The organism is Chryseobacterium sp. 14P4.3.2, assembly GCF_057799275.1.
This window is the reverse complement of the sequence record NZ_JBYOKO010000023.1, coordinates 1-23,278: the sequence shown is the minus strand read 5'-3', so window position 1 is coordinate 23,278 and position 23,278 is coordinate 1. Positions and strand designations below refer to the sequence as shown.

Annotated in this window: 24 protein-coding genes; 5 read left to right on the top strand and 19 right to left on the bottom strand. The window is 37.0% G+C overall.

Annotated elements, in window-relative coordinates:
- Nucleotides 1-52: 52 nt before the first annotated feature.
- A complete protein-coding gene (locus tag AC27VX_RS22245) occupies nucleotides 53-1,918 on the top strand; it encodes a T9SS type A sorting domain-containing protein (protein WP_236855337.1) in 1,866 nt (621 codons plus the stop codon).
- A gap of 82 nt (nucleotides 1,919-2,000) precedes the next feature.
- On the opposite strand, the gene AC27VX_RS22240 is transcribed toward AC27VX_RS22245, so the two are convergent.
- The 10 genes from AC27VX_RS22240 to AC27VX_RS22195 all read right to left on the bottom strand — a co-directional run bounded on the left by AC27VX_RS22240 (nucleotide 2,001) and on the right by AC27VX_RS22195 (nucleotide 12,826).
- Nucleotides 2,001-3,032 carry a YncE family protein gene (locus tag AC27VX_RS22240; RefSeq protein ID WP_488698059.1) on the bottom strand — a complete coding sequence of 344 codons (1,032 nt, stop codon included), beginning with the start codon at nucleotides 3,030-3,032 and terminating at the stop codon, nucleotides 2,001-2,003.
- Between the two features lie 30 nt (nucleotides 3,033-3,062).
- A complete protein-coding gene (locus AC27VX_RS22235) occupies nucleotides 3,063-3,464 on the bottom strand; it encodes a phosphatase PAP2 family protein (RefSeq protein WP_488698057.1) in 402 nt (133 codons plus the stop codon).
- An 11-nt stretch (nucleotides 3,465-3,475) separates the two neighbouring features.
- On the bottom strand, nucleotides 3,476-3,841 hold the full coding sequence (locus AC27VX_RS22230) for a hypothetical protein (RefSeq protein WP_488698055.1): 366 nt from the start codon (nucleotides 3,839-3,841) through the stop codon (nucleotides 3,476-3,478).
- Nucleotides 3,838-6,867 (bottom strand): efflux RND transporter permease subunit, encoded by a 3,030-nt coding sequence (locus AC27VX_RS22225; protein ID WP_300686006.1) that lies wholly within the window; start codon nucleotides 6,865-6,867, stop codon nucleotides 3,838-3,840. Before AC27VX_RS22225 ends, AC27VX_RS22230 begins: the two co-directional genes overlap by 4 nt.
- A 4-nt stretch (nucleotides 6,868-6,871) precedes the next feature.
- Nucleotides 6,872-7,798, bottom strand: a complete 927-nt coding sequence (locus tag AC27VX_RS22220) for an efflux RND transporter periplasmic adaptor subunit (RefSeq protein ID WP_488698053.1) — start codon at nucleotides 7,796-7,798, stop codon at nucleotides 6,872-6,874.
- Between the two features lie 2 nt (nucleotides 7,799-7,800).
- Nucleotides 7,801-9,066, bottom strand: a complete 1,266-nt coding sequence (locus tag AC27VX_RS22215) for a TolC family protein (RefSeq protein WP_488698051.1) — start codon at nucleotides 9,064-9,066, stop codon at nucleotides 7,801-7,803.
- 155 nt (nucleotides 9,067-9,221) lie between these two features.
- Nucleotides 9,222-9,650, bottom strand: a complete 429-nt coding sequence (locus AC27VX_RS22210; protein ID WP_236855331.1) for a hypothetical protein — start codon at nucleotides 9,648-9,650, stop codon at nucleotides 9,222-9,224.
- A gap of 79 nt (nucleotides 9,651-9,729) precedes the next feature.
- On the bottom strand, nucleotides 9,730-10,980 hold the full coding sequence (locus tag AC27VX_RS22205) for a sensor histidine kinase (RefSeq protein WP_488698049.1): 1,251 nt from the start codon (nucleotides 10,978-10,980) through the stop codon (nucleotides 9,730-9,732).
- Nucleotides 10,981-11,655 carry a response regulator transcription factor gene (locus AC27VX_RS22200; RefSeq protein WP_488698047.1) on the bottom strand — a complete coding sequence of 225 codons (675 nt, stop codon included), beginning with the start codon at nucleotides 11,653-11,655 and terminating at the stop codon, nucleotides 10,981-10,983.
- A 244-nt stretch (nucleotides 11,656-11,899) separates the two neighbouring features.
- Nucleotides 11,900-12,826, bottom strand: coding sequence for a ClpXP adapter SpxH family protein (locus AC27VX_RS22195; protein WP_300686001.1), 927 nt, complete (start codon nucleotides 12,824-12,826; stop codon nucleotides 11,900-11,902).
- 268 nt (nucleotides 12,827-13,094) lie between these two features.
- On the opposite strand from AC27VX_RS22195, the gene AC27VX_RS22190 reads away from it, so the two are divergent.
- On the top strand, nucleotides 13,095-13,793 hold the full coding sequence (locus AC27VX_RS22190; protein WP_488698045.1) for a DUF1826 domain-containing protein: 699 nt from the start codon (nucleotides 13,095-13,097) through the stop codon (nucleotides 13,791-13,793).
- 111 nt (nucleotides 13,794-13,904) lie between these two features.
- On the opposite strand, the gene AC27VX_RS22185 is transcribed toward AC27VX_RS22190, so the two are convergent.
- Together AC27VX_RS22185 and AC27VX_RS22180 are read right to left on the bottom strand one after the other, a co-directional pair.
- The gene (locus tag AC27VX_RS22185) at nucleotides 13,905-14,753 is read right to left on the bottom strand and encodes a sialate O-acetylesterase (protein ID WP_488698043.1); all 849 of its coding nucleotides are present in this window, start codon (nucleotides 14,751-14,753) and stop codon (nucleotides 13,905-13,907) included.
- 11 nt (nucleotides 14,754-14,764) lie between these two features.
- Nucleotides 14,765-15,319 (bottom strand): TetR/AcrR family transcriptional regulator, encoded by a 555-nt coding sequence (locus tag AC27VX_RS22180; RefSeq protein WP_488698041.1) that lies wholly within the window; start codon nucleotides 15,317-15,319, stop codon nucleotides 14,765-14,767.
- 386 nt (nucleotides 15,320-15,705) lie between these two features.
- On the opposite strand from AC27VX_RS22180, the gene AC27VX_RS22175 reads away from it, so the two are divergent.
- Both AC27VX_RS22175 and AC27VX_RS22170 read left to right on the top strand, forming a co-directional pair.
- Entirely contained in the window at nucleotides 15,706-16,317 is a 612-nt protein-coding gene (locus tag AC27VX_RS22175; protein WP_488698039.1) for a hypothetical protein, read from the top strand.
- A gap of 173 nt (nucleotides 16,318-16,490) precedes the next feature.
- Nucleotides 16,491-16,928, top strand: a complete 438-nt coding sequence (locus tag AC27VX_RS22170) for a hypothetical protein (RefSeq protein ID WP_488698037.1) — start codon at nucleotides 16,491-16,493, stop codon at nucleotides 16,926-16,928.
- A 160-nt stretch (nucleotides 16,929-17,088) separates the two neighbouring features.
- Here the strand turns inward: AC27VX_RS22170 and AC27VX_RS22165 are convergent, their stop codons facing one another.
- Complete coding sequence (locus AC27VX_RS22165) at nucleotides 17,089-17,229, bottom strand: hypothetical protein (protein ID WP_236855322.1); 141 nt, start codon at nucleotides 17,227-17,229, stop codon at nucleotides 17,089-17,091.
- 144 nt (nucleotides 17,230-17,373) lie between these two features.
- On the opposite strand from AC27VX_RS22165, the gene AC27VX_RS22160 reads away from it, so the two are divergent.
- Nucleotides 17,374-18,141, top strand: a complete 768-nt coding sequence (locus AC27VX_RS22160) for a hypothetical protein (protein WP_488698035.1) — start codon at nucleotides 17,374-17,376, stop codon at nucleotides 18,139-18,141.
- A gap of 572 nt (nucleotides 18,142-18,713) precedes the next feature.
- Here the strand turns inward: AC27VX_RS22160 and AC27VX_RS22155 are convergent.
- The 6 genes from AC27VX_RS22155 to AC27VX_RS22130 form a co-directional block, all read right to left on the bottom strand.
- A complete protein-coding gene (locus tag AC27VX_RS22155) occupies nucleotides 18,714-18,878 on the bottom strand; it encodes a hypothetical protein (protein WP_236855319.1) in 165 nt (54 codons plus the stop codon).
- Between the two features lie 303 nt (nucleotides 18,879-19,181).
- On the bottom strand, nucleotides 19,182-19,496 hold the full coding sequence (locus AC27VX_RS22150; protein ID WP_488698033.1) for a carbohydrate kinase family protein: 315 nt from the start codon (nucleotides 19,494-19,496) through the stop codon (nucleotides 19,182-19,184).
- Between the two features lie 209 nt (nucleotides 19,497-19,705).
- The gene (locus AC27VX_RS22145; protein WP_488698031.1) at nucleotides 19,706-20,338 is read right to left on the bottom strand and encodes an alpha/beta hydrolase family protein; all 633 of its coding nucleotides are present in this window, start codon (nucleotides 20,336-20,338) and stop codon (nucleotides 19,706-19,708) included.
- A gap of 56 nt (nucleotides 20,339-20,394) precedes the next feature.
- Nucleotides 20,395-20,631: an alpha/beta hydrolase gene (locus AC27VX_RS22140; RefSeq protein ID WP_236855316.1), complete on the bottom strand. Its 237-nt coding sequence runs from the start codon at nucleotides 20,629-20,631 to the stop codon at nucleotides 20,395-20,397.
- Between the two features lie 93 nt (nucleotides 20,632-20,724).
- Nucleotides 20,725-21,612 carry a helix-turn-helix domain-containing protein gene (locus AC27VX_RS22135; protein WP_236855315.1) on the bottom strand — a complete coding sequence of 296 codons (888 nt, stop codon included), beginning with the start codon at nucleotides 21,610-21,612 and terminating at the stop codon, nucleotides 20,725-20,727.
- A 196-nt stretch (nucleotides 21,613-21,808) separates the two neighbouring features.
- Complete coding sequence (locus AC27VX_RS22130; protein WP_236855314.1) at nucleotides 21,809-22,765, bottom strand: DUF6624 domain-containing protein; 957 nt, start codon at nucleotides 22,763-22,765, stop codon at nucleotides 21,809-21,811.
- Nucleotides 22,766-23,278 lie beyond the last annotated feature (513 nt).

The window sequence follows — 23,278 nt, the reverse complement described above, 5'->3', positions numbered from 1 at the left end:
CTCTTCGGAGAGCACTGTTTTTTTATAATATGTGATAACTAAATGAATTTTTATGATACAATTTAAAAACAAACTGTATGGATTGCTTCTGATGTTGCCGGTATTATCTTTTAGCCAGACCTACCAGTGGCAATGGGGAAAACAAGCAGGTGGAGCAACAGGTTCTGCAGACCCTGGATTTAATTATAAATCTGATGAATCAATCCGGGATATTGTTGTGGATAGCAATAATAACACTTATTATCTGACTACAGTATGGGCACAGGATCAAAATCTGAACGGAACCTCAGTTCAGAACTACGGACTTCGTGATCTTCTTCTTTTTTCTACTGACTGCCAGGGAAATATAAGATGGTCAAGAACTATAGGAGGGACCGGGACTGGAGAAAATGCCTGGCATATTGAGGTGGATAATAACGGAGGGTTGTATATAATGGCTACGCTTTATAATGCAGCAGATGCTAATAATCCTAATGCAATTCCTATACGCCTGGATGATAATAATTCCATCCCGGCATATAACTATGTAGATGCAGTTACTCCAGATCCTGGATTTAAGTCTGCTTATTTACTAAAATATAAGACGTCTGATGGTACATTGGCATGGAGTAAATCTTTGCAGGGAGATGTTACATATCTTGGACGAATTTGTGATGTTCAAATGATGTATATGGACTCTTCCAAAAATATCCATTCTATTATGGGCTTTAGAGCCGGAAGTCATTTAAATGGAATGATCACAGTACCTTCCACCTATACTTCAGACTATAAGTATTATATGGTGAAATTCAATTATGATAATGGTAATATGACACCTTCTACAGTATTGCCTCTTCCTATCACAGGAGGTCTAAGTACGGGCATTGATAACGGAAAAGTAAACTTGTTATATGATGAAACTCTGAACCGTTATTATCTTGCGGGAAGAAGAATGTACGGAGATTTTGGTAGTAATTATGAAGATCTCTCCTATAATAATGTCCCTTTTACGAAAGATGGGTATTTATTGGCTTTTGATGGAAGCACTGGAGCAGAAGTGTGGCGGAAAGAACTGGATGGTAACTGGCAGGGGGTTATAGATAACGAAATTCATTCTGTTATCAAAGAACCTGGCTCCTCAGATATTTATATTTCAGGCCGTTATTATACAGGAACTGTGGCAGGTACTTTTGGCAATTATACCTTCCCTTTACCGCCTTACGAGGGCCAGGTGCCTTTTGTGATGAGACTTGGTGCTGATGGTGCTGTAAAATGGGCTAAGATTGCTGATGGAATAACCACTTATGGGGGATATCGTTTTGTAAAAGGTCAAATTGCCATTAACGGAAACGAGGTGGCCTTTGCCAAAGGAAGCTGGAATGATATTTGGGGTAATTATTCTATGGTACGCCCGAATGGAGACAGAGCAGATCCTCTGCTGGTACGTCTTAATAAAACTACTGGAGCTGTAATAGCAGCAGAAGACATTCTTAGTAATGTTGGTTCTCAGGATGAGTTTACGGCTATTGCTGTAGATAATGATGGAAATTATATATTGGGAGGCCTTTTTCATGATCAGTTATTTACTGATCCTAATGATGGGGTTGCTACTATGGGAGTTAATGTTCTGGGCGGAAAATCTCAATCTTTTTTTACAAAGTATGCTAAATCAGCTTGCAGCCAGATGTCCGTAGAGGAAACTGCTGCTCAGGCCGGTATACAGTTATATCCGAATCCTGTACAGGATGTTCTTACGATAAGAAGTAAAGATCCGTTGGTTTCTTATGAGATCTACGCTGCAACAGGACAATTAATCAAGCAGGGAAATCTAAGTATGATGCAGGAGAAAATAGCATTATCCTCTCTTCAGACAGGAGTATATTACATAAAACTTAAAACCAAATCTTCTACAGTAACAGAGAAAATACTTAAGAAGTAAAAAATAAGACTGAAAACTAATAACATTATAAAAAAACAGTACTTTCTTTTGATAGTACTGTTTTTTTATGATTAAATTATTTTTAAGGTTTGCCAGTTCCTGCTATCCCTACTTCCAGTACCTGAAATGTTCCGGGTAATATTGCGGCTCTTCCTCTGCTGTCTTTTTCTTTTGTACTAAAATCAGCAGTGGGAAGATAAAGATGATGAGTGGAGGGATCCAAAGCTATGGTACGTGCTCCTTTTTTAGTTTCAATATTAGGAAGAGAGGTGTACTGATTAGCGTGGTCCTGATGAACCACAGAAATAGTTCCTTCCCCATTTGATGTATAAATAGTATTAGACGCAGAATCAAATACAACTCCATCAGAGCCTTCTCCAATAGATGTTTTTTTGATCACTTTTCCTGTATTGGAATCCAAAATAACCAGCATTTTGTAACAGGTGCTGAAGAGTCTGTTGGTTTTGGTATCTATAGCAAGTCCGGAAGGCTCCTCTTCCTTATCCAGATCCCAATGATGCAGGACGGTAAAAGTCTTCACATCAATAACAGCCACTTCATTTTTATCTTCAATATTAACAAATATTCTCCCTTTATTGTCGCTCACGGCAGTTTCCGGTTTTCCGCCAACATCTATGGTCCTGATAACGGCATTGGTTTGAGGATCAATAATACTTACATCATTACTTTTTCCATTACAGACAATTAATTTTTTTGAAAAAATTTCATAGAATATTGCATCCGGATTTTTACCGGCAGGAATTTCACTGATGACCTTGCTGGTGTGAGTATCGAATACTTTTACCATATCCAGTTTACCACAGGAAATATAACCTTTGTTGGTGTCCGGGACAAAAGCTATACCATGAACTCCATTGGTATCTGTAATTTCAGCAACAGGAGAGCCTGTTACTTTATCGATGATATTTACCCGGCTGCCATGACTTACATACAGCCGGTTATTTTGAGGATTGAGGGATAAATAGTCCCAACCGCTGCCATCTCCACCGATTTGCAATGTTTTGAGAACTTTCAATGGATTATGATTTTGAGCATAAATGTTGAAGGATAGTGTAAGAAATACAGCGGTGAGTGAAATGGATTTTATTCTCATAGTTGAATGGGTTTTTAAATTGGAAAAAGGTTAAAATTGTTTTACCAGGCCAATAGAAAATTGCTTATTGCTGTAGCCCGGAAATATAAAAGCCTGATTTTTTTTGTTTTTACCGCCAATGTGAATCTTATCATAAAGCCAGTAAGATAGAGTAGTAGAAAGGATACCTACCCCAGCTCCGGCAGCCACATCACCCAGCCAGTGTTTGTTGTTGTACATTCTGAGGATTCCCGTTCCCGTAGCAACGGCATAGCCTGCAACGCCTATCCATGGTGAAACATTCCAGTATTCCCTGCGCAGAAATTCGGCAGAAGCAAAGGCGATAGCAGTATGTCCCGAAGGAAAAGACTGATTATTGCTTCCGTCAGGTCTTTCCTGGCGGGTCAATCTCTTTGTGGGAATAACAATAGCTGTAGAAATTCCTATAGACATTGCATATACAATCAGTTCTTTTTTATGGAACTTTCCCCTTTTATACCAAATGCCTGAAGAGCAAAAACGGCAGCGCCAGGCAGAAACTGAGTATAATTGTCAATTGTGGTACGGAAGGTCGGATGATCCTCCATTATTTCATTTCGGGTATCGAAGTTGACCTTTTTAAACCATTTGGTCTCTGTAGCCAATACTCCATACGTAATCAATGCACCCGGAATAATAAACTGCCTGGCTTTTAGTTTGAAAGGCGCCTGTAAACTGTCTCTGACAGTAGCATTAGTAGTAATCGCAGCACTATCTTTTGCTGAGGTAAGAAGGCTGTCGTTTTGTGCGGATATTGCAATAGGCAATAGAAAGAAGATTAGAAATTTCATTCTTCAGTTTTTTTTAATTGAATTTTGTTTAATAAGGTTGGAAAGACAATCAGTAAAAGAGGCAGGGCAATCAGAAAACCACCGATAACTGCAATTGCTAAAGGCTGATGCATCTGAGCACCCGTTCCAATTCCTAATGCGAGGGGCATTAAAGCAATGATCGCTCCTAATGCAGTCATTAATTTTGGACGGAGCCTTGTACTGATCGCATATATAATAGCCTGTTCTCTACTTTTGGAAGCCAGGCTCTCATGAAATTGCAGATAAGTGAAAATGGCATTTTCCCCAATGATTCCCACCATCATAATCAATCCTGTGTAGCTTCCCACATTCAAAGGAGTACTGGTGAGGTACAAAAGAAATATTCCTCCGGATATCCCCAGAACGGAAATAAATAAAATAAGAAGGGCCACCGTAATATTTCTGAACAGGAAAAGCATCACAGAAAATACAAGCAGACAAGAAATTCCCAGAATAATAAGAAGTTCCCGGAAAGATTGCTGCTGTTCCGCATAAGCACCGCCATAAACAATGGAGTAACCTGCCGGAAGCCTGATCTTCTGATCCAGTTGTTTTTGAATCTCTTTAATAGTACCTCCAAGGTCCCCGTTATCCAATCTTGCGGTTACAATTCCAAGCGTCTGAAGATCTTCTCTGTTTACCTCTGCAGAACCACTGGTAATATTTACATTAGCAAATTCACTTAACGGTTTTAATGTTCCGTCAGGTAAAGAAATCATACTGTTGTTGATCTCATTAAGAGACTGATTGGTTTTGCTGTTGTACAGCAGCCGGATAGGAGTAAACTGAACCTGGTCAAAGATATTTCCTGCAACATTCCCATCCAGGTTGGCCTGAAGCTGACTCTGAAAATCCGGCAATGCAATTTTATACTGAGCTAAAACAGGAAGTTTTGGAGTAATAATCATTGAAGGGCCTGCAATGACAATTCCGTCAAATACGTCGGCAGTACCATTCACCTTTCCTACAATGTCAGCTACCTTTTTCGAGTAATTTTCAATAACTTTCTGATCAGCACCAAAAATTTTAATCTCAATAGGCTGTACACTGCTCATGAGATCACCCAGCATATCTGAAATCACCTGTCCGAAATCAACCGTTAAAGGAAGTCCTGAAGCATCTATTTTTGACCGGATTTCATCGGTAACCTCAGCAGTGGTTTTGCTTCTGTCTTTTTTTAGCTGAATCAGGTAATCACCCGTATTGGGTTCTGTGATAAAAAAGCCCATCTGTGTACCTGTTCTTCTGCTGTAGGCCGCAACTTCAGGATTGGAAACGATTATCTTTTCCACTATTTTCAACTCCCGGTCTGTTTCTTCCAGTGAGGTTCCCGGGGGCGATTTATAGTCCAGAACAATACTGCCTTCATCCATTTCCGGTAAAAATCCTGTACTGATATTAGGTAAAATAAAAGCAGTAACCATAATAAGAAACACAATGAAAATATAACTGAAAAGTGGTTTTCTGATAAAAAATCCAACCCATTTTCGCTCTTTAACATCATGATGCTGCAGGTTTTTTTCTTTTGTTTTTCCGGAAGAAAGGAATAGATAGATTACGGGAAGCAATATCCAGGTGGCAAAGAAAGAACAGATTAAAGTAACAATCATGGTATTCGTCATGACTTTGAAATAAGCTCCGGCAACACCGCTCATCAATATGAAAGGTAAAAATATGACGATTGTACTTAATGAAGAACCCACCATTGCTTTTAGGAGATAATTGATGGCTTTCTGAACCAATGTTCTGGAAGACTCTTCAGGATGTTCTTCGTGGGTACGGTGTATTTGCTCTACCACCACAATGGCATCATCTATAATAAGGCCGATGGCAGCAGCAATGGCTCCTAAAGTCATAATATTAAAAGTCTGCCCAACAGCATAGAGAACCAGCATGGTAAGACTTAATGTAATAGGAATCGTAATCAATATGACAGTACTGGCTTTCCAGGAGCGAAGAAAAATAATGGCAACAATAATCGCCAGTACAAGGCCGATCCATAATGCATCTGTTACACTTTTTATAGAATCATTTACAAAATCTGCCTGTACATAATAAGGTTTTAACACTACATCTTTCGTCAGGGTTTTCTGCAAATCCTCAATTTTGGCATTCATAGCTTTGGTCAGTTCCACTACATTCGCATTGGGCTGCTGAATGACAGCAATGAGGATGCTTTCTTGTCCATTGGCATTAACCTTAATATATTGTTTTGCCTGATGAATATTGATTTCAGCAATGTCTCCCAATAAAACAATTCGGTTGCCGTTGTTGCTGATCACCAGATTTTTAAGCTGGTTTTCATTCCGGATCTGTGCATCCGTAAGGGTAAGGTAAAGATATCTGAAATCTGAAGAATATCCATTTGATTTAATAAAATTGGTGGTATTAATTGCCTGTTCAACAGTGGCTGAAGTAATCCCCAGACGGGCCATCATCTGTTGATTCATCAAGACCCGGAACTCTTTATCCTGCCCGCCGATCACTCTTATTTCGCTTACACCGGGAACCTGAGAAAGAAAAGGCTTGATGGTATACAGAGCAAGCTGTTTCAGGGCTATAGGATCTTTAGTATCAGAATTTAAAGAATATCCCATTACCGGAAGAATGGAAGGATTCATCTTTTCTACAGTAATATTGGCTTCCGGAGGCAGCTGATTTCGGACCTCATTGATGCTGCTTTCCACCTGCTGTTTCGCCAGGTCTACATTCACCTTCCAGGACAGGAATGCTGAAATTTCGCAACTCCCTCTGCTGGTTGTACTTTTAAGAATCTCAAGGTCAGGTACTTTTTTTATTGCATTTTCCAATACCTTGGTCACCCCTACAGTCATCTGGCTGACAGGTTGCTGTCCTGCATCTGCAATCACTTTTATTTTCGGGAAAGTGACCTGTGGAAACAAAGCAGACTGTATTTGCGTATAGGAATAAATCCCCCCTGAAAGTATCAGAAAAATCAGGATCAGCAGGGGACTTTTGTAGGTTACAAAGAATGATTTTTTCATCAGATTAAGGGTTTTTAATTTTTACAGCAGCCGTATCGCTTAATCCGAAATTTCCGGAAACGATCACTCTGTCTTTTGTGGTAATATTCCCTGATTGTATCTGAATATATCGGTCTGTTTCAGCTCCTTTTACAACAGGTGTTTTTACAGCGGTGGTATCGTTCATTATTTTCATTATCCAGAAAGAAGACTGGGTTTCATCACTTAATACAGCCATTTTAGGAACAGATAAACCATAGGCCGTTGATTTGGAGAAAGTAACAGTCCCAATTAAATTTTCAGGAATAGTGCTGCCTCCTGCTATCTTCAGAAGGACTTTTACCGTCTGGGAAACCGCATCTACGGAAGGCATCACTTTGGCTATTTTAGCAGGCAGGCTGTTGCCATCGGGTAATTTTACCGCGAGAGAATTTTGATTTTTTATCAGCTGCAGATATTCATAAGGAACATCCACCACAAATCCAAAGCTGGAAGCATCCGTTACTGTTGCGAGGATTTCACCGTCCTGTACATAATCACCGATCTGATGATTTAACATTACTACATATCCGGTTGCCGGGCTTACCACAGTGGTCGCTCCATTGAATCTGAAGGACTGATCCAGTTTATTAATCGTATTACCTAAGGCCCGCGATTCTTTGGTCTGCAAACCGAAAAGTACAGAACCCCGGCCTATCCGGTCTCCAAGCCTTACATTCATACTCGTGATATACCCTGTACTGTTGGCTTTTGCATCCGATTTCAAAAGATAGGTTGCTGTAGCATTCAGGGTGACTTCATTATGAAGCTGGATGGTATCGGAAGGATAGGCAATAGCTACTTCTGTTTTAGGATTTGCTTCCGGTTTTGCTTCTTCGGGAGCTGCAGTATCATTTTTCTTACAGCTGAATGTAAGAATACTCACTAATATCAGGTAAAATAACTGTTTCATGATTATTGAATAATTAGGTATTGCATCTGGTTCTGCAGGTTAAACAAAGTGGCATTGTACTGAATAATATTACCCTTTAGGCTCAATAAATTATTAATAGATAAAATAAAATCCACCATTCTTACATCTCCGGTCGGAAGCTGTTTGGCATTAGCTTCTACCAGCGTCTTTGCATAGTTGATCTGCTGGTTGGCTGTTCCTATCATTTTATAATACTGTTCCATCTGATTTTGAATCTGAAAAATTTGCTGCTGGTATTGTCTTTCTGTTTGTTCCAGATATTTTTGCCGGGTTTGTAGGGCCAGTTGATTTTGCTGCAGGAGCATTTTTTTCTGATGGCCGTCATAGATTGGAATAGAAACTCCTACACCAACTCCCAATCCGAAGTTTTTGTAAGGAGTTTGTATAAACGAAGATTGATATCCGCCATCAGAAAATGCAGTAATCTTGGGCTTATAATTGTATTTTATAATCTCACTGTCATTTTTTATTTTCAGACTGTCCGCTTTAAAAGATTGGTGATAAACGCTTTCTTTAAAATCTACTGGATTGAGGGTTTTATCGATATTGGGAGTATTCAGAGGAGAGAAATGAGTATCAACAATGCCACACAGATAATTAAGCAGGGCATAATTGCTTTGCCATTCAGCTTGCTGCTGCTCCAGGGTGAGTTCGTTTTGCTGAAGGGTAACTTTGAAGGTCAGATAATCTGTTTGTTTAAAAACGGACGATTGCGTTAATTTTTTCAGAACCACATCTTCCTGGTTAAGCAGACTGATGATTTCCTTACTGAGTTCATAACGCTGCTGGCTGGTGTAGGTAGCAATGTATTGATCCGTAATCTGTTTGTTTAAAGTCTGAATGCTGAGATTTTTCTGGGCCAGAATCTGGGCAATACCTGCATCATATGCTTTTAACCTTGTATCAAGATTATTCCGGCTGATAAATTCTTTGGCAACTCTTACACCGGCAAATAAAGACTGTCCGTTCGTCAAAGCATTGTCATATCCCCATCCTTTTATGTTCGGTGAATATCCTGCATTGGCTTCTCCGGTTACGATAAAACCGTAGGAAGATCTTAATTTTAAGCTGTCGATTTTATTGGACATCACCTGATTATTATAGTCATTGAGTAAAGGGCTGTTGGCCTGCGCTGCGGTAATAAAATAAGGAAGGGCATGCTCTGTCTGTGCCTTTACGGAAAAACAAAATAATAGGGTGGTCAGAACAATAAACCAGTGGGTAGGATATGGGTAGGTTGTGTTCATACAGACTATTTCAAATTGTTACATCAAAGATGAAACAGAATTCTGTGGAGATTCTGAATTTTGCGGAGTTCGATCACTTTTATGAAATCATTAAGCCATCAAAAAAACCGACTGTTTCCAGCCGGCCTTTTATCAATATTCCATTCTTCTATGGACTAATCTTTTTGGAACTTTACAAAATTCCCTTTGGTATCAAATAAAGCATCTCCTCCTTTTACCTCAGCTTCGTACAGAACAGTACCATCTGATTTTGTGATTTTTGAAGCTTCCTTTATATTTCCCAGTTTATGTTGTGCAGTATATTGAGCTACAGGGCTGGGAAGCTGATTGATGGCTATTTCTGTTTCATTTTCTTCTACGATACCTGATGCAGAATAAAGTACACTCATTTTTTTTCCATTCTGTTGAAATCCGGCTTCATACTTGCCATCTTCTTCTTCCCATTTGGCTTTAATGGCAGGATGACTTTTTTGAAATGCTTTTTCAACAGCCAAAGGAACTTTAAGCTTTTCTTTTTTCTCTTGTGCAAATGTTATGGTGCTGAATCCTGTCATCAACAGTATGATAAAAGTTGTTGTTTTCATTTTACCCATTTTTTAATTGTTGATGTAAAACTGAACAGATATTCTGTAGAGATTCTGAATTTTTTCGGATAAAGACAATTTAATTGAAAATAATACTGAACGTATGGTGCTGATCAGTAAAGTGATACTGGATTTCGTAGTGATAAAGATCGCAGATCTTTTTGCTCATCTCCAGGCCTAATCCGATACTGTGAGTGTTTTCTGACTGTTTTTTAAACCGTTGAAACAACTCTTTTTCATCAAGCTTTTTATTTGCCGGATTGGAGACTGTAAGTTTTTTCTGAGAAGTTTTTACAGAAATAAGACGCCCGTTTTCTGAATGCCTTATTGCATTAGACATGATATTTCCGATTAATATATCAATAAGGATTGGATGGGCTGTAATCTCTATTTCACTGTCCAGCATAATTTCCCATTGGATATTTTTTTGTTCAGCAGGCTCTTCATACTGATGCAGTAATTTTTGAATAACATTTTTAATTTTTACTTTTTCGGTATCCGGAAACTGATTGTTTTCGATTTTAGTCAGCAATAAAAGAGTCCGGTTGAGACGCTGCATTTTATTTCCTGCAATAGAAATATCCTCAATTAATTCTGCCTGTTCCTGAGATATAGGGGAGGTCTGCATCAATAGTTCCACTTTACTCTGCATCACTGCTATGGGAGTCTGAAGTTCATGAGAAGCATTTTCCGTAAATTCTTTTTGGGTCTTAAAGAGTTTCCGGTTGCGTTGTGTAAGATCTTTAATGGAGTTTCCAAGGTTTTTAAACTCTTCAATACGGGTCGGCATAAACTGATACTCCTCATTACTGTCTACCCGGTAAAGATTCAGTTTATGGACAATATCATTAAAAGGTTTCCAAAGATTTTTGGAGAGACGAAAATTAATAATCATAAGGCCGGCCAGCAATACAATAACCAATACCAATTGAAGAACCAGAATGCTGTTAAGAAGATCTTCATCCTCTATCATAGATTTTTGAATCCTGATTTCGTAAGGTTTACCATTTACAATCGTATTGGAAAGTAAAATCCTGTGCATCACCGTTTCATTATCATCATGAATAAAAACAGGCTGGCTGTATAGAGAATCAAAAACCTTTGGATTATTCGAAGGGCGGACAATAATGCTGTTTTCGAAAGAAATAAAATTATCGGGAATTGTTGTTTTTAACTGCTTTTTTATCCATTCCTTCTGATGATGCATATTTTCATCCAGACTTTTCAGCATCAGATATTGTAAGGAGAAATAGAAGACAGGGATGGCTATCAGCAATATAAGAATGGAGTAGATGACATAACGGCGTGATATGTAGTGGATTAATTTCATTTAATATTCAAATTTATATCCCATTCCGTAAACAGATTTTAAATAGTCAGTACTTCCCGCAGCGCCCAGTTTCTTTTTCAGATTTTTGATATGAGCATAGATAAAATCATAATTGTCATAGACATCAGCGTTTTCTCCGGAAAGATGTTCTGCAATTGCTGTTTTGGAAAGAACCCTGTTTTTATTAATAGCAAAATAAAGCAGTAAATCATACTCCTTTCTTGTTAAATCAACTGTTTGCTGATGAACAGTAACGGTTTTAGCTACCGTATCAATGGTAATTTCATGAAATGCCAGCACATTCCCCCCGTTAAATCTACGGCGGCGGATTACAGCGGCAATTCTTGCGCTTAATTCTGATAAATGAAAAGGCTTCGGAATATAATCATCTGCTCCCAGCTGTAATCCTGCGATTTTATCATCAATGGAATCTTTGGCAGAAATAATAATCACTCCGTCTGTTTTATTATCCTCTTTTAAAGTCTTTAAAACATTCAGTCCATTGCCGTCAGGCAGGGAAATGTCAAGAAGAATGCAGTCGTAATCATAAGAATCTACTTTTTCAAGGGCCGTGTTAAAGTTAGGAGCAACTTCACAAAGGTAATTCTCCTGTTTCATATAGGTAACGATACTTTTGCTCAGTGCTGCTTCATCTTCAACGACCAGTATTTTCATAGAATAAATGATTTTACTCAAAATTAGAATTAAAATCTGAATGAAAACTGAATTTTATAAATCATTTTTAGGAGTCATTTCAGGATTGAATTGATTAGTGACGAAAACTGCCTATTTTCTCTGCTTCATTCTTTTTCAGTATAAATTTAATTTAGTAAAATGAAACCTGTATTTTTATATAATCAGACTGGCTTTTATATAATTAGCAAATAGTGAAATGATCATTAAAAAGAATGGATCACTGTTACAATTTCCATTTCCATAGGGCTCCGTTCTTCGTTGAAATTTTCTCTAACCGTCCATTTTCTGAAAGGCTGTTCAGTGCTTTTTCACTTTCGTTCCTTGGTGTTCCGGATAATACAGAAAACTCCTTTGCGGTAAGAGTGGGGTAGATCATAAAAAGGGATTCCCAGTTTTTGTTGTAATCGATTTTTACTGCTTTAGGAAATAATTTTAAGATTGTTTCTTCGTAAGAAGCATAGGGCTTTGAACCATATACGATTTCTTTATTTCCAGAACTGTCCATAAAAAAAATAGTAGGAAAGCCTCTTACTCCAAATTCTCTGGCAGTTTGCAGATCTTCATGAAAAAGGGGTTCTGCACGAGACTCAAAATCTGTTTTTAATTGGTTGGTATCTAATCCTGCATTTTGAGCTGCTTGAGCAATATGTTCCCATTGGGTAATATTTTTCTTTTGTAGAAATACCATTTCCCTTATCTCACGCAGAAACCGTATTGCTTTTCCTTTATCCTGAAGCTGTGCAGCTTTGAAGGCTATAGAAGGAGGGTAAGAAGAATGTAAGGGATCTTCCAGCCATACATCACCATCAATAGGCATGTCATAATAAACACTTACCTCATCCCAATGATGGGCTACGTCAGAAGGTTTGCTTATTCCTCCGCCATTATAGCTCCAGTCTGGCAGCAATCCTCCCATATGGTATTCAATTTCAATAGTATTACCATATTCAAGTTTCAGTTTTCTGAGCTGTGGTTCTATACCCCAGCAGGAAGAGCAGATAGGATCGGTAAAGTAGACAACTTTAACCGGTTTGTTTTTTGAAGGAATATTCTCTGAAGTAAAATCATTAGACCGGGTATCCGGCATTTCACAAATTCCAGTTTCAGGATTGCATAAAAGCGGGTTGGTATCGGATGTTTTGTGTGTCATTTTTTTATTGTTTTGCCCTGTACAACTTATAAAAGCAATTAACAAGATGGTTATTACAGTTTTTTTACGGATCATGTAGAAAGATAAACAATTTATTGCTTATAATGGATATAACTTTTTTTCTGAATAATCATTCTATATTGAAACAGAGTATTACAATTTACCGGACCCGGATAGTGAGAAGAAATGTTCGTCGGCTTAGCATTATCTTCTGACCTATTCATTATTTTTGTAAAGAAATAAAAGGCTAAATTTTTTATTCTAAAACATGGACAATAAATTTTCTGACAACAGCCAGGTCGGCGTAGTTTCTACTTTTTCTGAACTTGTAAATACCCATTTTCGTGGACTTACAAATGCTATTTGCTGGCATAGAAAGCTGTCCGGAGATTATGAAGAAATTGTATCTAAGCTTCAGTTAAAAGAAAATATTACAGAAGTTTCCATTGATGATCTTTTAAAGCTGCAGTTATCGGAAAACGGAAATGCTGCAAGGGAAGTTATCTTAAATGATTTACAGTTATTAACTGCTTTCGGAGCATCCCCTTCGCTTAATTTACTCAAAAACTATGAACGGGATCAGGAATTCGATTTTATTTCAACAGATGTATATTCTTACCATGTTGACCGTTCGCCTGTTGGGACAGATACTTTTTTATGTACATATTACGGTGCTGCGAGTGATATCATACCCAATCATCAGGTGGAGCAAAAAATCATGATTCCCGAAATCAGGGAAAAGCTTAAAGAATTACATGACGGCCCGGAAGCAGAATTTGAAACCTTCCTGAAAGACTGTTTCTTTGATTTACATTATCAGCCTAAACAAAATGCCCAGCCCACCAATTTAGGTTCAGGACATCTGTGGAGATTAGCGGTTGATCATCCGGCTCAGCAGGTTTTACCTTGTGTGCACAGAGCTCCTTTAGAAAACGATGGTGAATATCGGCTGCTATTGATCTGCTGAATAATTATTTGAGATAGGGAAGAATTTTATACTTAATTATTGCTGCAAGAGAGGTATCGTACATAAAAAGTCCCTATAAATAGAGACTTCTGTGAATTTGTGATTTTCGTATTATTCCTGACCTATTGAAGTCAATTGTTCCAGATAATTCTTACTGTCAATATTTCCCAAAGCAAATTCCTGTTCCAGCAGTTTTACTTTTTCTGTCTTGTTATAAGGACGGTTATAGATGATGTCCAATACTTTACCTTCATCATTTACAGGATCAGAAAGATGCTTCAGATCACGGTAAGCATTATAATACCTTAGACCCAATAATCTTTGTGATAAAGCATTGAAGTGGATTCCATCCGGATTGGAGGTAAGTCCTTTTGCAGTAACAAAATACGAGTTTTTGTGAGTATGTGCAAAATTCTGCAATGCCTGATTGACGAGAGGGTAAGACCTGAAATACTGTCCGAATATCCCATTGGTAAGATAATCTCCCAAACCACCGATGATAAGGGGAACTTCCGGAATATTTAATTCCTTACGCAACGCATCAATAATAACAGAAAACTTTTCAACATATTGAGCTGCCTTTTCAGGGGAACAGTCATTCTCTCCCTGATGCCATAAGACACCTTTTAGTGTGCTTGTTCGTTGTGCAAGTATGGCCTGTGATACTGCATTTTGAAACAATGCACCGTCAATAGCCCAGTCATCCAGACTTGTTCCTCCATCAGCACATGGAATCAATCCAATTTCATCTTGTTCATTATCCAGTCTCCAGGAAGCGGCAAATGAGGCCGCAAGTCCCACACCAGAACTGGGGCGGTCAAAATTAATCGGTTCAGACATGATCTGCCATAATCCGTTTCTCTGCATTTTAATATGTTCATCAAAGATTGATGGAACTTCTTTTACATAACCACGGCCAGCCATATTAGATTGGCCTATCATTAAAAAGGAATGTATCATTTTTTATCTGTTTATTGTATCCCTATACTTCTGCTGAATGAGTACCATGCCAGTTTCTTTACTTCATTCGGGGCAATATCCCCTGATCTGAATGCCGTGATGGTAGCTGTAATTATACTGGTGAATAAAATTTTTATCCACGGTAATGGTAAACGTTCATTGATCAGCTTTTCTTTTTGCAACTCTTGTATTGCACGGAATAAGTTGTTTCTTGTTTGTAAATAGTCTTTAGTTTTTTCGCTTTCAAAAGCTTCAGAGGAAGGCTCTACCTCATTCAGCTTAATGAGAAATGCATACTTTATCCCGCTGTCAATTCCGGCGTATAATAAGTGTTCCAATTGTACCAGCGGATTAGCAGAACTGTTGCAGGCTTTGATGGCTGCCTCTTCCCAGGCCAGCATCATGTTTTTATTGCAGGCTTCCAGCAGTTCGTTGCGGCTTTTAAAATACCGGTGTAAAGTCCTTCTGCTGAGGTTGCAGCTTGCTGCTATTTCTTCAAATGTTGCCGAAAAATTCTCATTTAAAACGGATATAGCCGTCTCAATAATTCTTTGATGAGTATCCATTGTTTTTTTATTAGCTCAAATTTACGACAAATGTCTCAATATTGAGACATTTAATTTTGAAATACTATGTTAATACTTACAGTTTTCAGAATACAGCACTGGTGATGATATTATATTATTCTGAATTTGTGAAGGGGGTGTATACCTGTAAATAATACAATATTGTAGGAGATCGTTTCAGCTATTAGTATAAGGCAAGGAACTAAAGGAGACGTTTATATATGACTATGGAGACAGATTTTACATAGCGGATCTGAATATAGGATGTTATTGATCTAAAAGGGGGCTGAATTTTCTACCTTGTGGTAAATAGTTTTTAGCTCCCTTTATGACCATTTGTAAATATTAAAAATTAATCGTAATATACATTATCTAAATGATTTACTATGAACATTCTTAAAAAAACAAATATTTTTTTATTACAAATATTAGCTGTATCAGTGCTGTTTTTCCTGTGTATTGCTTGTAATAAATCCAAAGTTGATCATCAGAAAAATGCTGGGGTAACTCCATCCAATTTGTCTGAAAATTCAGACAGTACTGTTGTTTTTTCCCGAGCAGGGCAGGGGCAGGTAACGATTGATAATAAATATTGTAAACATCTGGATGAGCCTACCAGAGCTATTTTGTTTTATTATGCAAGCAAATTCAATACAGGGTTTGATAATGCAGGCAACCCTTTACTGGCCGCTGCTTTAGAATCAGGAGGAAAAAAAATCGACGGTAAAAAACTTATTGATAAATGGTTTAAAGGGAATGACCTTGCTAAACTGAAAGAAGCCAATGTGAGTGCGGTGCTCCCTGATGGTGCATCCAATTCTACATGGTTTACTTTTATTTCAGTTGTAAATGATAAAGATGTACGTCGGGTTTATTTTAGAACTTTGGATACAGAAAACGAAGAAAAGTATAGAGAAGCTACAGATCTCTTCCGGATTTCTGGTAATCATATAGAAGTTATCAAAATACATGATTTTGGCGATTTGCAAAAAAAATAATTTGTAAAAGTATAAACCGGAATATTGTTTCAAATAACATCAATTTGTTCCAAAAGGATTTAAAATATTAAAGTGGGTTGCAAATAATAGTAAATATCAGTCTTTTCGGAAACCCTTTTTCAGTATTGAAAGGAGGTTGTTACTTTTAAGAAATTAAATAATAATAAAAACTGATGAAAAATTTACCATTTGCAGAACCTGAAAAAAAACCACTCTATTTACCCATGCAAAAAGTATGGTTTGATGAAATTGAGACAGGCAAAAAAAAAGAAGAATACAGAGAGGGAACAAATCATTATAAATCCAGATTTTTTAAATCTGATAAAAATGGAAACCCGATTGCAATTCGAAATTACAGCACTGTATTACTGCAGGAGGGGTATAACCCTGGTGCACGCCGGATGTTGATTGAAGTTAATTCTATACAATATGATGGCGATTTCACGATATTTTTAGGTGCAATCATAGAAAGATTGAATTTTGACCGTTCTTCTGCCCCGAAACGTAAACCTTCATCTAAACCTCGTCAGCCTGGAGAAGCCAGGAAAAAAGCGAAAACTACCATTGAGAAAATGCTTTCATGCCGTTTAAAACGGTCAAGGAGGACTTAAAATAAATGTTCTTGAGTACTTTATTTAAAGAATGGTTGAATTTTATTTTTCTGTCATACCTAATTTCATTCAATCTGACACTTAATGGAAATTGAATTAAAATAAGGATTTATTAATTTTAATTACAAATAATTTAATGGTTAAAAGCAATAATGTTAATTTATTTATGATTCAGGTCATAATAAAGAATGTAATCACTTCTTACATTTGAAAACATGAAAATTTCATATTTCTGACAAATTACACTTTTGCCTCCTGATACCCCGGGAGGCTTTTCTTTAAGAAGTCTTTCTGGATCCATCGAAAGAGACGAATGTTTTTTGAAACGCCCTCTAAACTGATTGAATAAAATCCCTGATTGCTGTTTAAATTTATTTACTACATTTGAGAAGCTAAACCTTTAATGTATTCAGTATATAGTAATTATGAAAACTCAACTTACATAATGAAGAATAACAATACAATAGATCCTATAGAAGCACGTAAACAGAGGATAGCCAGGCAGAAGGGGAGCCAGGCTGCATTGCTGGGTGTTTTGATCGGTCATGTTATGATTTTATTAGGCGGCGTATTAATCGCTCGTTCTATATTTGGTTTTTTGGAGCAGGATATGACGAATTCGGATGAACCTCCCTTAGCAATCTTTAGCATGGCTGCCGGGCTGCCATTTATAATCTGTGGTCTCTTTGTACACATAAGTGCCAGCCGCAGATATACCGGGAAACTACTTTCATTTCCAGGGATTGGACCTGGGCCTGTTCTTTTCACAGGGGTTGCCATTGGTGCCTGGTGGGGTGCTTTATCGCTAACAAAGATGGGTATATTATGGATTATTCCTGTGATACTGACTGTTATTGCCGGATTACTCTTGATAACTAGCATCCTATTAAGAATGAAGCGATCAGCAAAGTATGAAACTCTTACCCGCATGATCACTGAAGGGAAAATAATTCCTGCGCTCATTACCGATATTCCGGAAATTGATCCTAGTTCAGGCGGTCTCATCGGAACAATTACTGTGAAATTTACCGACTTGGACGGGGTGGATCGCTGGGTTCAGAAAACCGGCCAGTGGAAACGCAGCGATCTGCCTAAGACAGGAGATGCAGCAACTGTCCTTTATGATCCGAAACAGCCAGAAAATCTTTCCAGAATCTGGGTGGGACCACCGGGCTCAACTACAATAGCAGATTTTACTCTTTGGCATTCATGAGCTGTATAACTAATTTCTCAAGAGTTTACAATATTGAATTTGAGAAATTGGATTGAATAATTTAATGCTAGTACTAGATTATTGAAGAATAGAATTTCTGTTTATGCTTAAGATCAGCAATTAAAACAAGCTCAACGGCTTTGGTCTTGAAAGCCGGATCATCAATTTTTCGCTCTCGTTTCATATGTTTGTTAAAATTAAGCTTATATTCTTAACTATATGTAAGCTAAATGATATATCCAATTCTGAAACAGATGCCGTCTTTACTTGATGAAAAAGACTATTACCCCATATCAAAACAATTCATTTTTCCTTGAGGAAGAACTAAACCGTAATCTCTCATTGTTTAAAGCTTTAGAAAAAGTCTCAGAAAGGAAAACCTAAACTCGAGAACATATAAAAGTATTGAAGCCTGCTTTGAATAGGTTTAAACTAAACATAATAAAATTAGAGTTGGAGTATCTAAAGATTAAGGATAAAATAAAATAACCCCTGTTGAAACAGGGGCTTTTTTCTATATTTTCGGTAACATACCACATTCTTATGTGGACCATGGAGTAATCAATTTCAATTTAGGAAACCTCATTTTTGGGTTTAAAATTTCTTCCGGCCCCTTGTCTTAGAAAGGTGATTTTCCCTTGTGTCTGCTTAGCTTTTTCAAGAACTTCCATAGCTCTTGTTCGTTCATTCATTTTACCTGCGTGCGTTATACTACCTTGATTTTCAAATTTTTTCATATCTCAATATAATGAATTTATTTTAGAAAAACAAATTTTCAGATTATTCATTTGTTTTTTAAGCTTCGGGTTTGAACTTTCCTGACGCGACTTTCCTGCTTATTGGTGGATCTAACTTTAAATCAATCCTTACTTTTTTTAGGAGAATCATATTCTTTTAGCAAACGCCCGTTTTCATCAACCATACAAAAGATAATATGATAGAAAATGGCATCATCATAAAAAAGCCGATGATGCCAAATATTTCGAAGGGTTTCAGTTCAAATTGTTGGTTTTTCATAAATTTTTCTATCTCAATGCTTTCTATTTCGGATTGGCACCAGGATGGCTTGCTATGATCTCACCGACAGCACTGGCAAAATCCGATACTTTTTCAGGTTCTTTATCACTGGTCAGTTTTGCGATAAGGGCGGCGAGATAAGAATCTCCGGCACCTGCTGTACCTACAACTTTCATCATGAAGCCCTTACGGTAGTAAAAAGAATTTTCCCAAAGCAATATTGAACCATGTTTTCCTCTTGTTACACAGATTGCTTTTGTATTGGTGTTTTCTGCTATAAAAAGGATGTTCTCCTCCGGATAATCTGCCTGGAACCCAAGCTCTGAAGCAACTAACAATTTGTTTGTATCGTTACAGGCTTACCCTATTTTAGAATATTGAGGGTCGCTGAATGGTACGCTTTACCCAGCGCGTAATCGTCCAAATATATTTAATGTATTTATTTCTGTTTGCATTATCTTAATTTTTATAATACAAAGGTAAAAACAAAGCCCTACAACGATTTTGTTGTAAGGCTCAAATACCTTTAAAAGAATGAAAAATTGCACTAGACAAGATGTTTATTAAAAAACGGAACAATCTGTTCCAATGCTTTTCCGGTAGCTTCTTTTCCGTCATACAAATCATAATGGCTTGCTTCGGTAACAACTTGAATGCTCTTTTGTTTTGATGCTGCTTTGTCAAACAGTTCAAAGCCATCCCTATATGAGCCAAATGCTCCTACTTTATCGCCAACTACCACGTGAAGCGGCTGTGTAAGTAATAAATCTGCTAAATGGAACGCATCAAAAGCCATTGCTTTATCAAGACTGTCCACGCGTAAATGGTTTGGAGAATTAGGGTGCTGCGCTCTGGGTGTTTGATAGTAATCTACAGCTTCAATAATGTCGATGTCGTTCATTCCTGCAGCTTTTCTGTCTTCCTGCGAGTTTGGTCTGTACACCGTAATGGCAGGGTCAGCACCTCTTGCCTGTGCCGTACGTTGCTTGGCAATTCCCTCCAGAATTTTAATAGCGGCATCAGCGGTATAATCCCCCTCACGAAGCAAACGTCCGTAATTTGCGCCAACAACGGTTACAACTGCCTTAAACCGTCTTTCGGTCATTGCTGCATTAGCGGCATAGCCACCTCCGCCACAAACTCCCAAAACACCAATTTTTTCTTCATCCACATAATTCAAAGTTGTTAGAAAATCCGCTGCACAACGGAAATCCTCTACACGGGTGGCAGGGTCTTCTAAAACCTTACTTCGCCACCGCTTTCTCCCTGATTGGAAGCATCAAAAACCAGTGTAATAAAACCAGCTTCTGCCAATGCTTTTCCATAAATATTTCCGGCTGTCTGTTCCTTACAACTGCTGATAGGGTGTGCACAAACAATCGCCTGATATTTTTTCGTTTCATCAAAGTCTTTCGGGAACTGCAAGATACCTGCTACGTCCCAATTTCTGTTTTTGAATTTTATTGCTTTCATTGCCATTTATCTTTAATAAGTTAGTGAACAGTACAAAGATAGTCTGACTTGAAAACTCAATCCTTAAAGTAATTACGGGAAGACTTTAATTATTTACTGATTTCGGAACACACTTGGGGAAATGCCTGTTTCCTTTTTGAAAAACGTGGCAAAATAGGACGGATATTCAAACCCTAAACTAAAGGCTATCTCGCTTATGCTTAAAGAAGTTGTCCGTAATTTGTTTTTTGCTGTCTGTATGAGCAGTTGATGTATATGTTCCTGTGGCGAACGCCCTGTATAATGTTTTATGAGGTCGCCAAAATAATTGGAAGATAAACTGGCTAAATCCGAAAAGTAGGAAACCGATGGCATTTTCATGGCATTCTGTTCATTGTCATAATACGCTTCGAGGTTCTTGTAAAAATCGGCTACCGTAATGTTATACAGTTCCTCTCTTGTATCAAACTGCCTGCTGTAAAATTTCTGGATATAGGATAGAATAAGCGAAGCATAGGAAATCACTATATCCTTAGAAAAGCTCTCGTTGCCTTCAAATTCTTTTAATGCTTTTTGGAAAAGGTCGGTAATTGTTTTTTCTTCCTCTTTGGTAATAAAAAGTGCTTCGTGATTGCCGTAGTAAGTAAAGCTGTATTCTTTAGCAATTTTTCTGAACAAACCTGCATCAATCAAAATATGATACCCCGAAATTTGATGTTCTAAATCCCATTGAAGAAAATCCCCCGGCTGGTCCAGATATACAAAGGCATCTGCCTGATCGAATAGCGTCTGACCAAAATTCTTGTCTTTATCAAAGTTGAGCTTGATTGCTAAAAAATAAAAGTCGAGCTCAATGGGAGCCGATTTTCTTCGCATATTCTTCTGCTTATGGTATTCCGCCAAATGAATATGATTATTCTTAAAGCCGCTTATATTAGTGTATTCAAGAAACTCTTTTATGGTGTACTTTTTCTTCAATGCTTTATCAATTGTAAGCTGCAAAGTTAAAAATTAATGAGGCAATGAGCTTTAATTTTTCACTGAAACACTTTCAATTTTTACGGTGATATGTGAAGAATACAATGCAGAAAGAAGTCATCTTGACTTAAAAAAAATATTTTATTTGAAATAAAAAAACCGCTTAAAACTAAACCCTAAACCTGCTATTTTTGCAAACTGCTTGTAGCAGACGTTTTTTCTATTTATTTAATTTTTCTAATTCAGGTAATTCACTTTTATACTTTTCAACATCCCAAATTAAATTCCAATTTTTAACATAATCAGAGATTGAACCTAAGCCAACTTCTGTTCTTCTTTTATCTACATGGTCAGGATCAATCAAAGGTAAAACATATTGATTATTAGTGTTTGGATTGGTTCCTATCTGACTTCCGTATATTTGTTTTCTACCTTCCCGGATTTCTATTCTGTCAATTAACAAAGCTAAAGAACCTGGGTTTGCATTTCCTTTTGTTACAGCTTCTCTCATCATTGGTAAATATTTTTTTTGCGTTTCCAGATCTGAATGTTGAATGACAAGAAATATCGCATTATTGGCTTGTGCGCCTACTTTGTCTTTGCCAACCCAACCTTTTTCATCTAATATTTTTTTTACTTTTAATAAGTTAATTGAGTCTTTCTGAAGTGTTATTTTCCAAAGGTCTTGCATTTCTTTAGAATCATCACTGAATTTTTTTAGAGTTTCATGGATTTGCATCCTATATTTTTGGTCTTCTTCAAGAATTATCAATAATTCAGCCTGCAATGGTTTGTCATAATTTGCTTCTACTAACTCTAATTTTTTTTCTAACTTTTCAATCGTTTTTCCCCATTCTTTTTTTGAATGTAAATTTTCTAAATCAGTATCAGAATTTAAGTGCTTTAGATTTGTCCAACCTTTTTCTATTGATAAGTTCAACCATTTAAATGCTTTTTTTGTATTTCCTGCTAAAGAAGATGCACATGCGCCATTATACAGGTGACTTGGATTTTTGCTTTCAATTTTAAAAGCTTTATCATATAAATCAGTAGACATTTTATAATCTTTTGTTTCATATAATTTGTTGGCTTCACTTATTAATTTTGAATATTCCTGAGCATTAACGCTTGTGAATAAAAATAAAAATAATAACAAAGTATAAATATTGTTTCTCATTTTTTTCTGTATTAACTTCTAGATGTTTTCGTTCTGTTTTTTTAAAGGGTCTGTTAACTTCCAAATTTACACATTAAACCTGGTTAAACTTTCGTTTCTCAGAAAAATAAAAGCTTAAATTTTAATTGTTATGTTTTTGAACTTTATCAAATTTAATTAAAAAAGTCGTTTTTCAAAGAAGCAAATTTTAGAGCAATATTAAGTATCTGGCGACGTTCCTAATCAGGATCAACTTGATTTTTTAAATGAAGCATTTAGCAAAGAAGGTCAATTAGAAATCATTGCAAAAAGAAGGGAAGAATTTTTTTCATAAAATTAACCTTAAAAAAGCACAATCAATTCAATATTGAAGTGATTGCGTCCTGATATTTTAAAACACTTTAGATCATTTAAGCTATTATGAGATAAGATTTGTCAAAAACTCACCTGTGTTACTATGCACCAGGTATGTTTCTTTGGTTGATTAAAGTGTTTAATATCCTGCATTCTTTCACCCGGCAGATCTTGACTGGT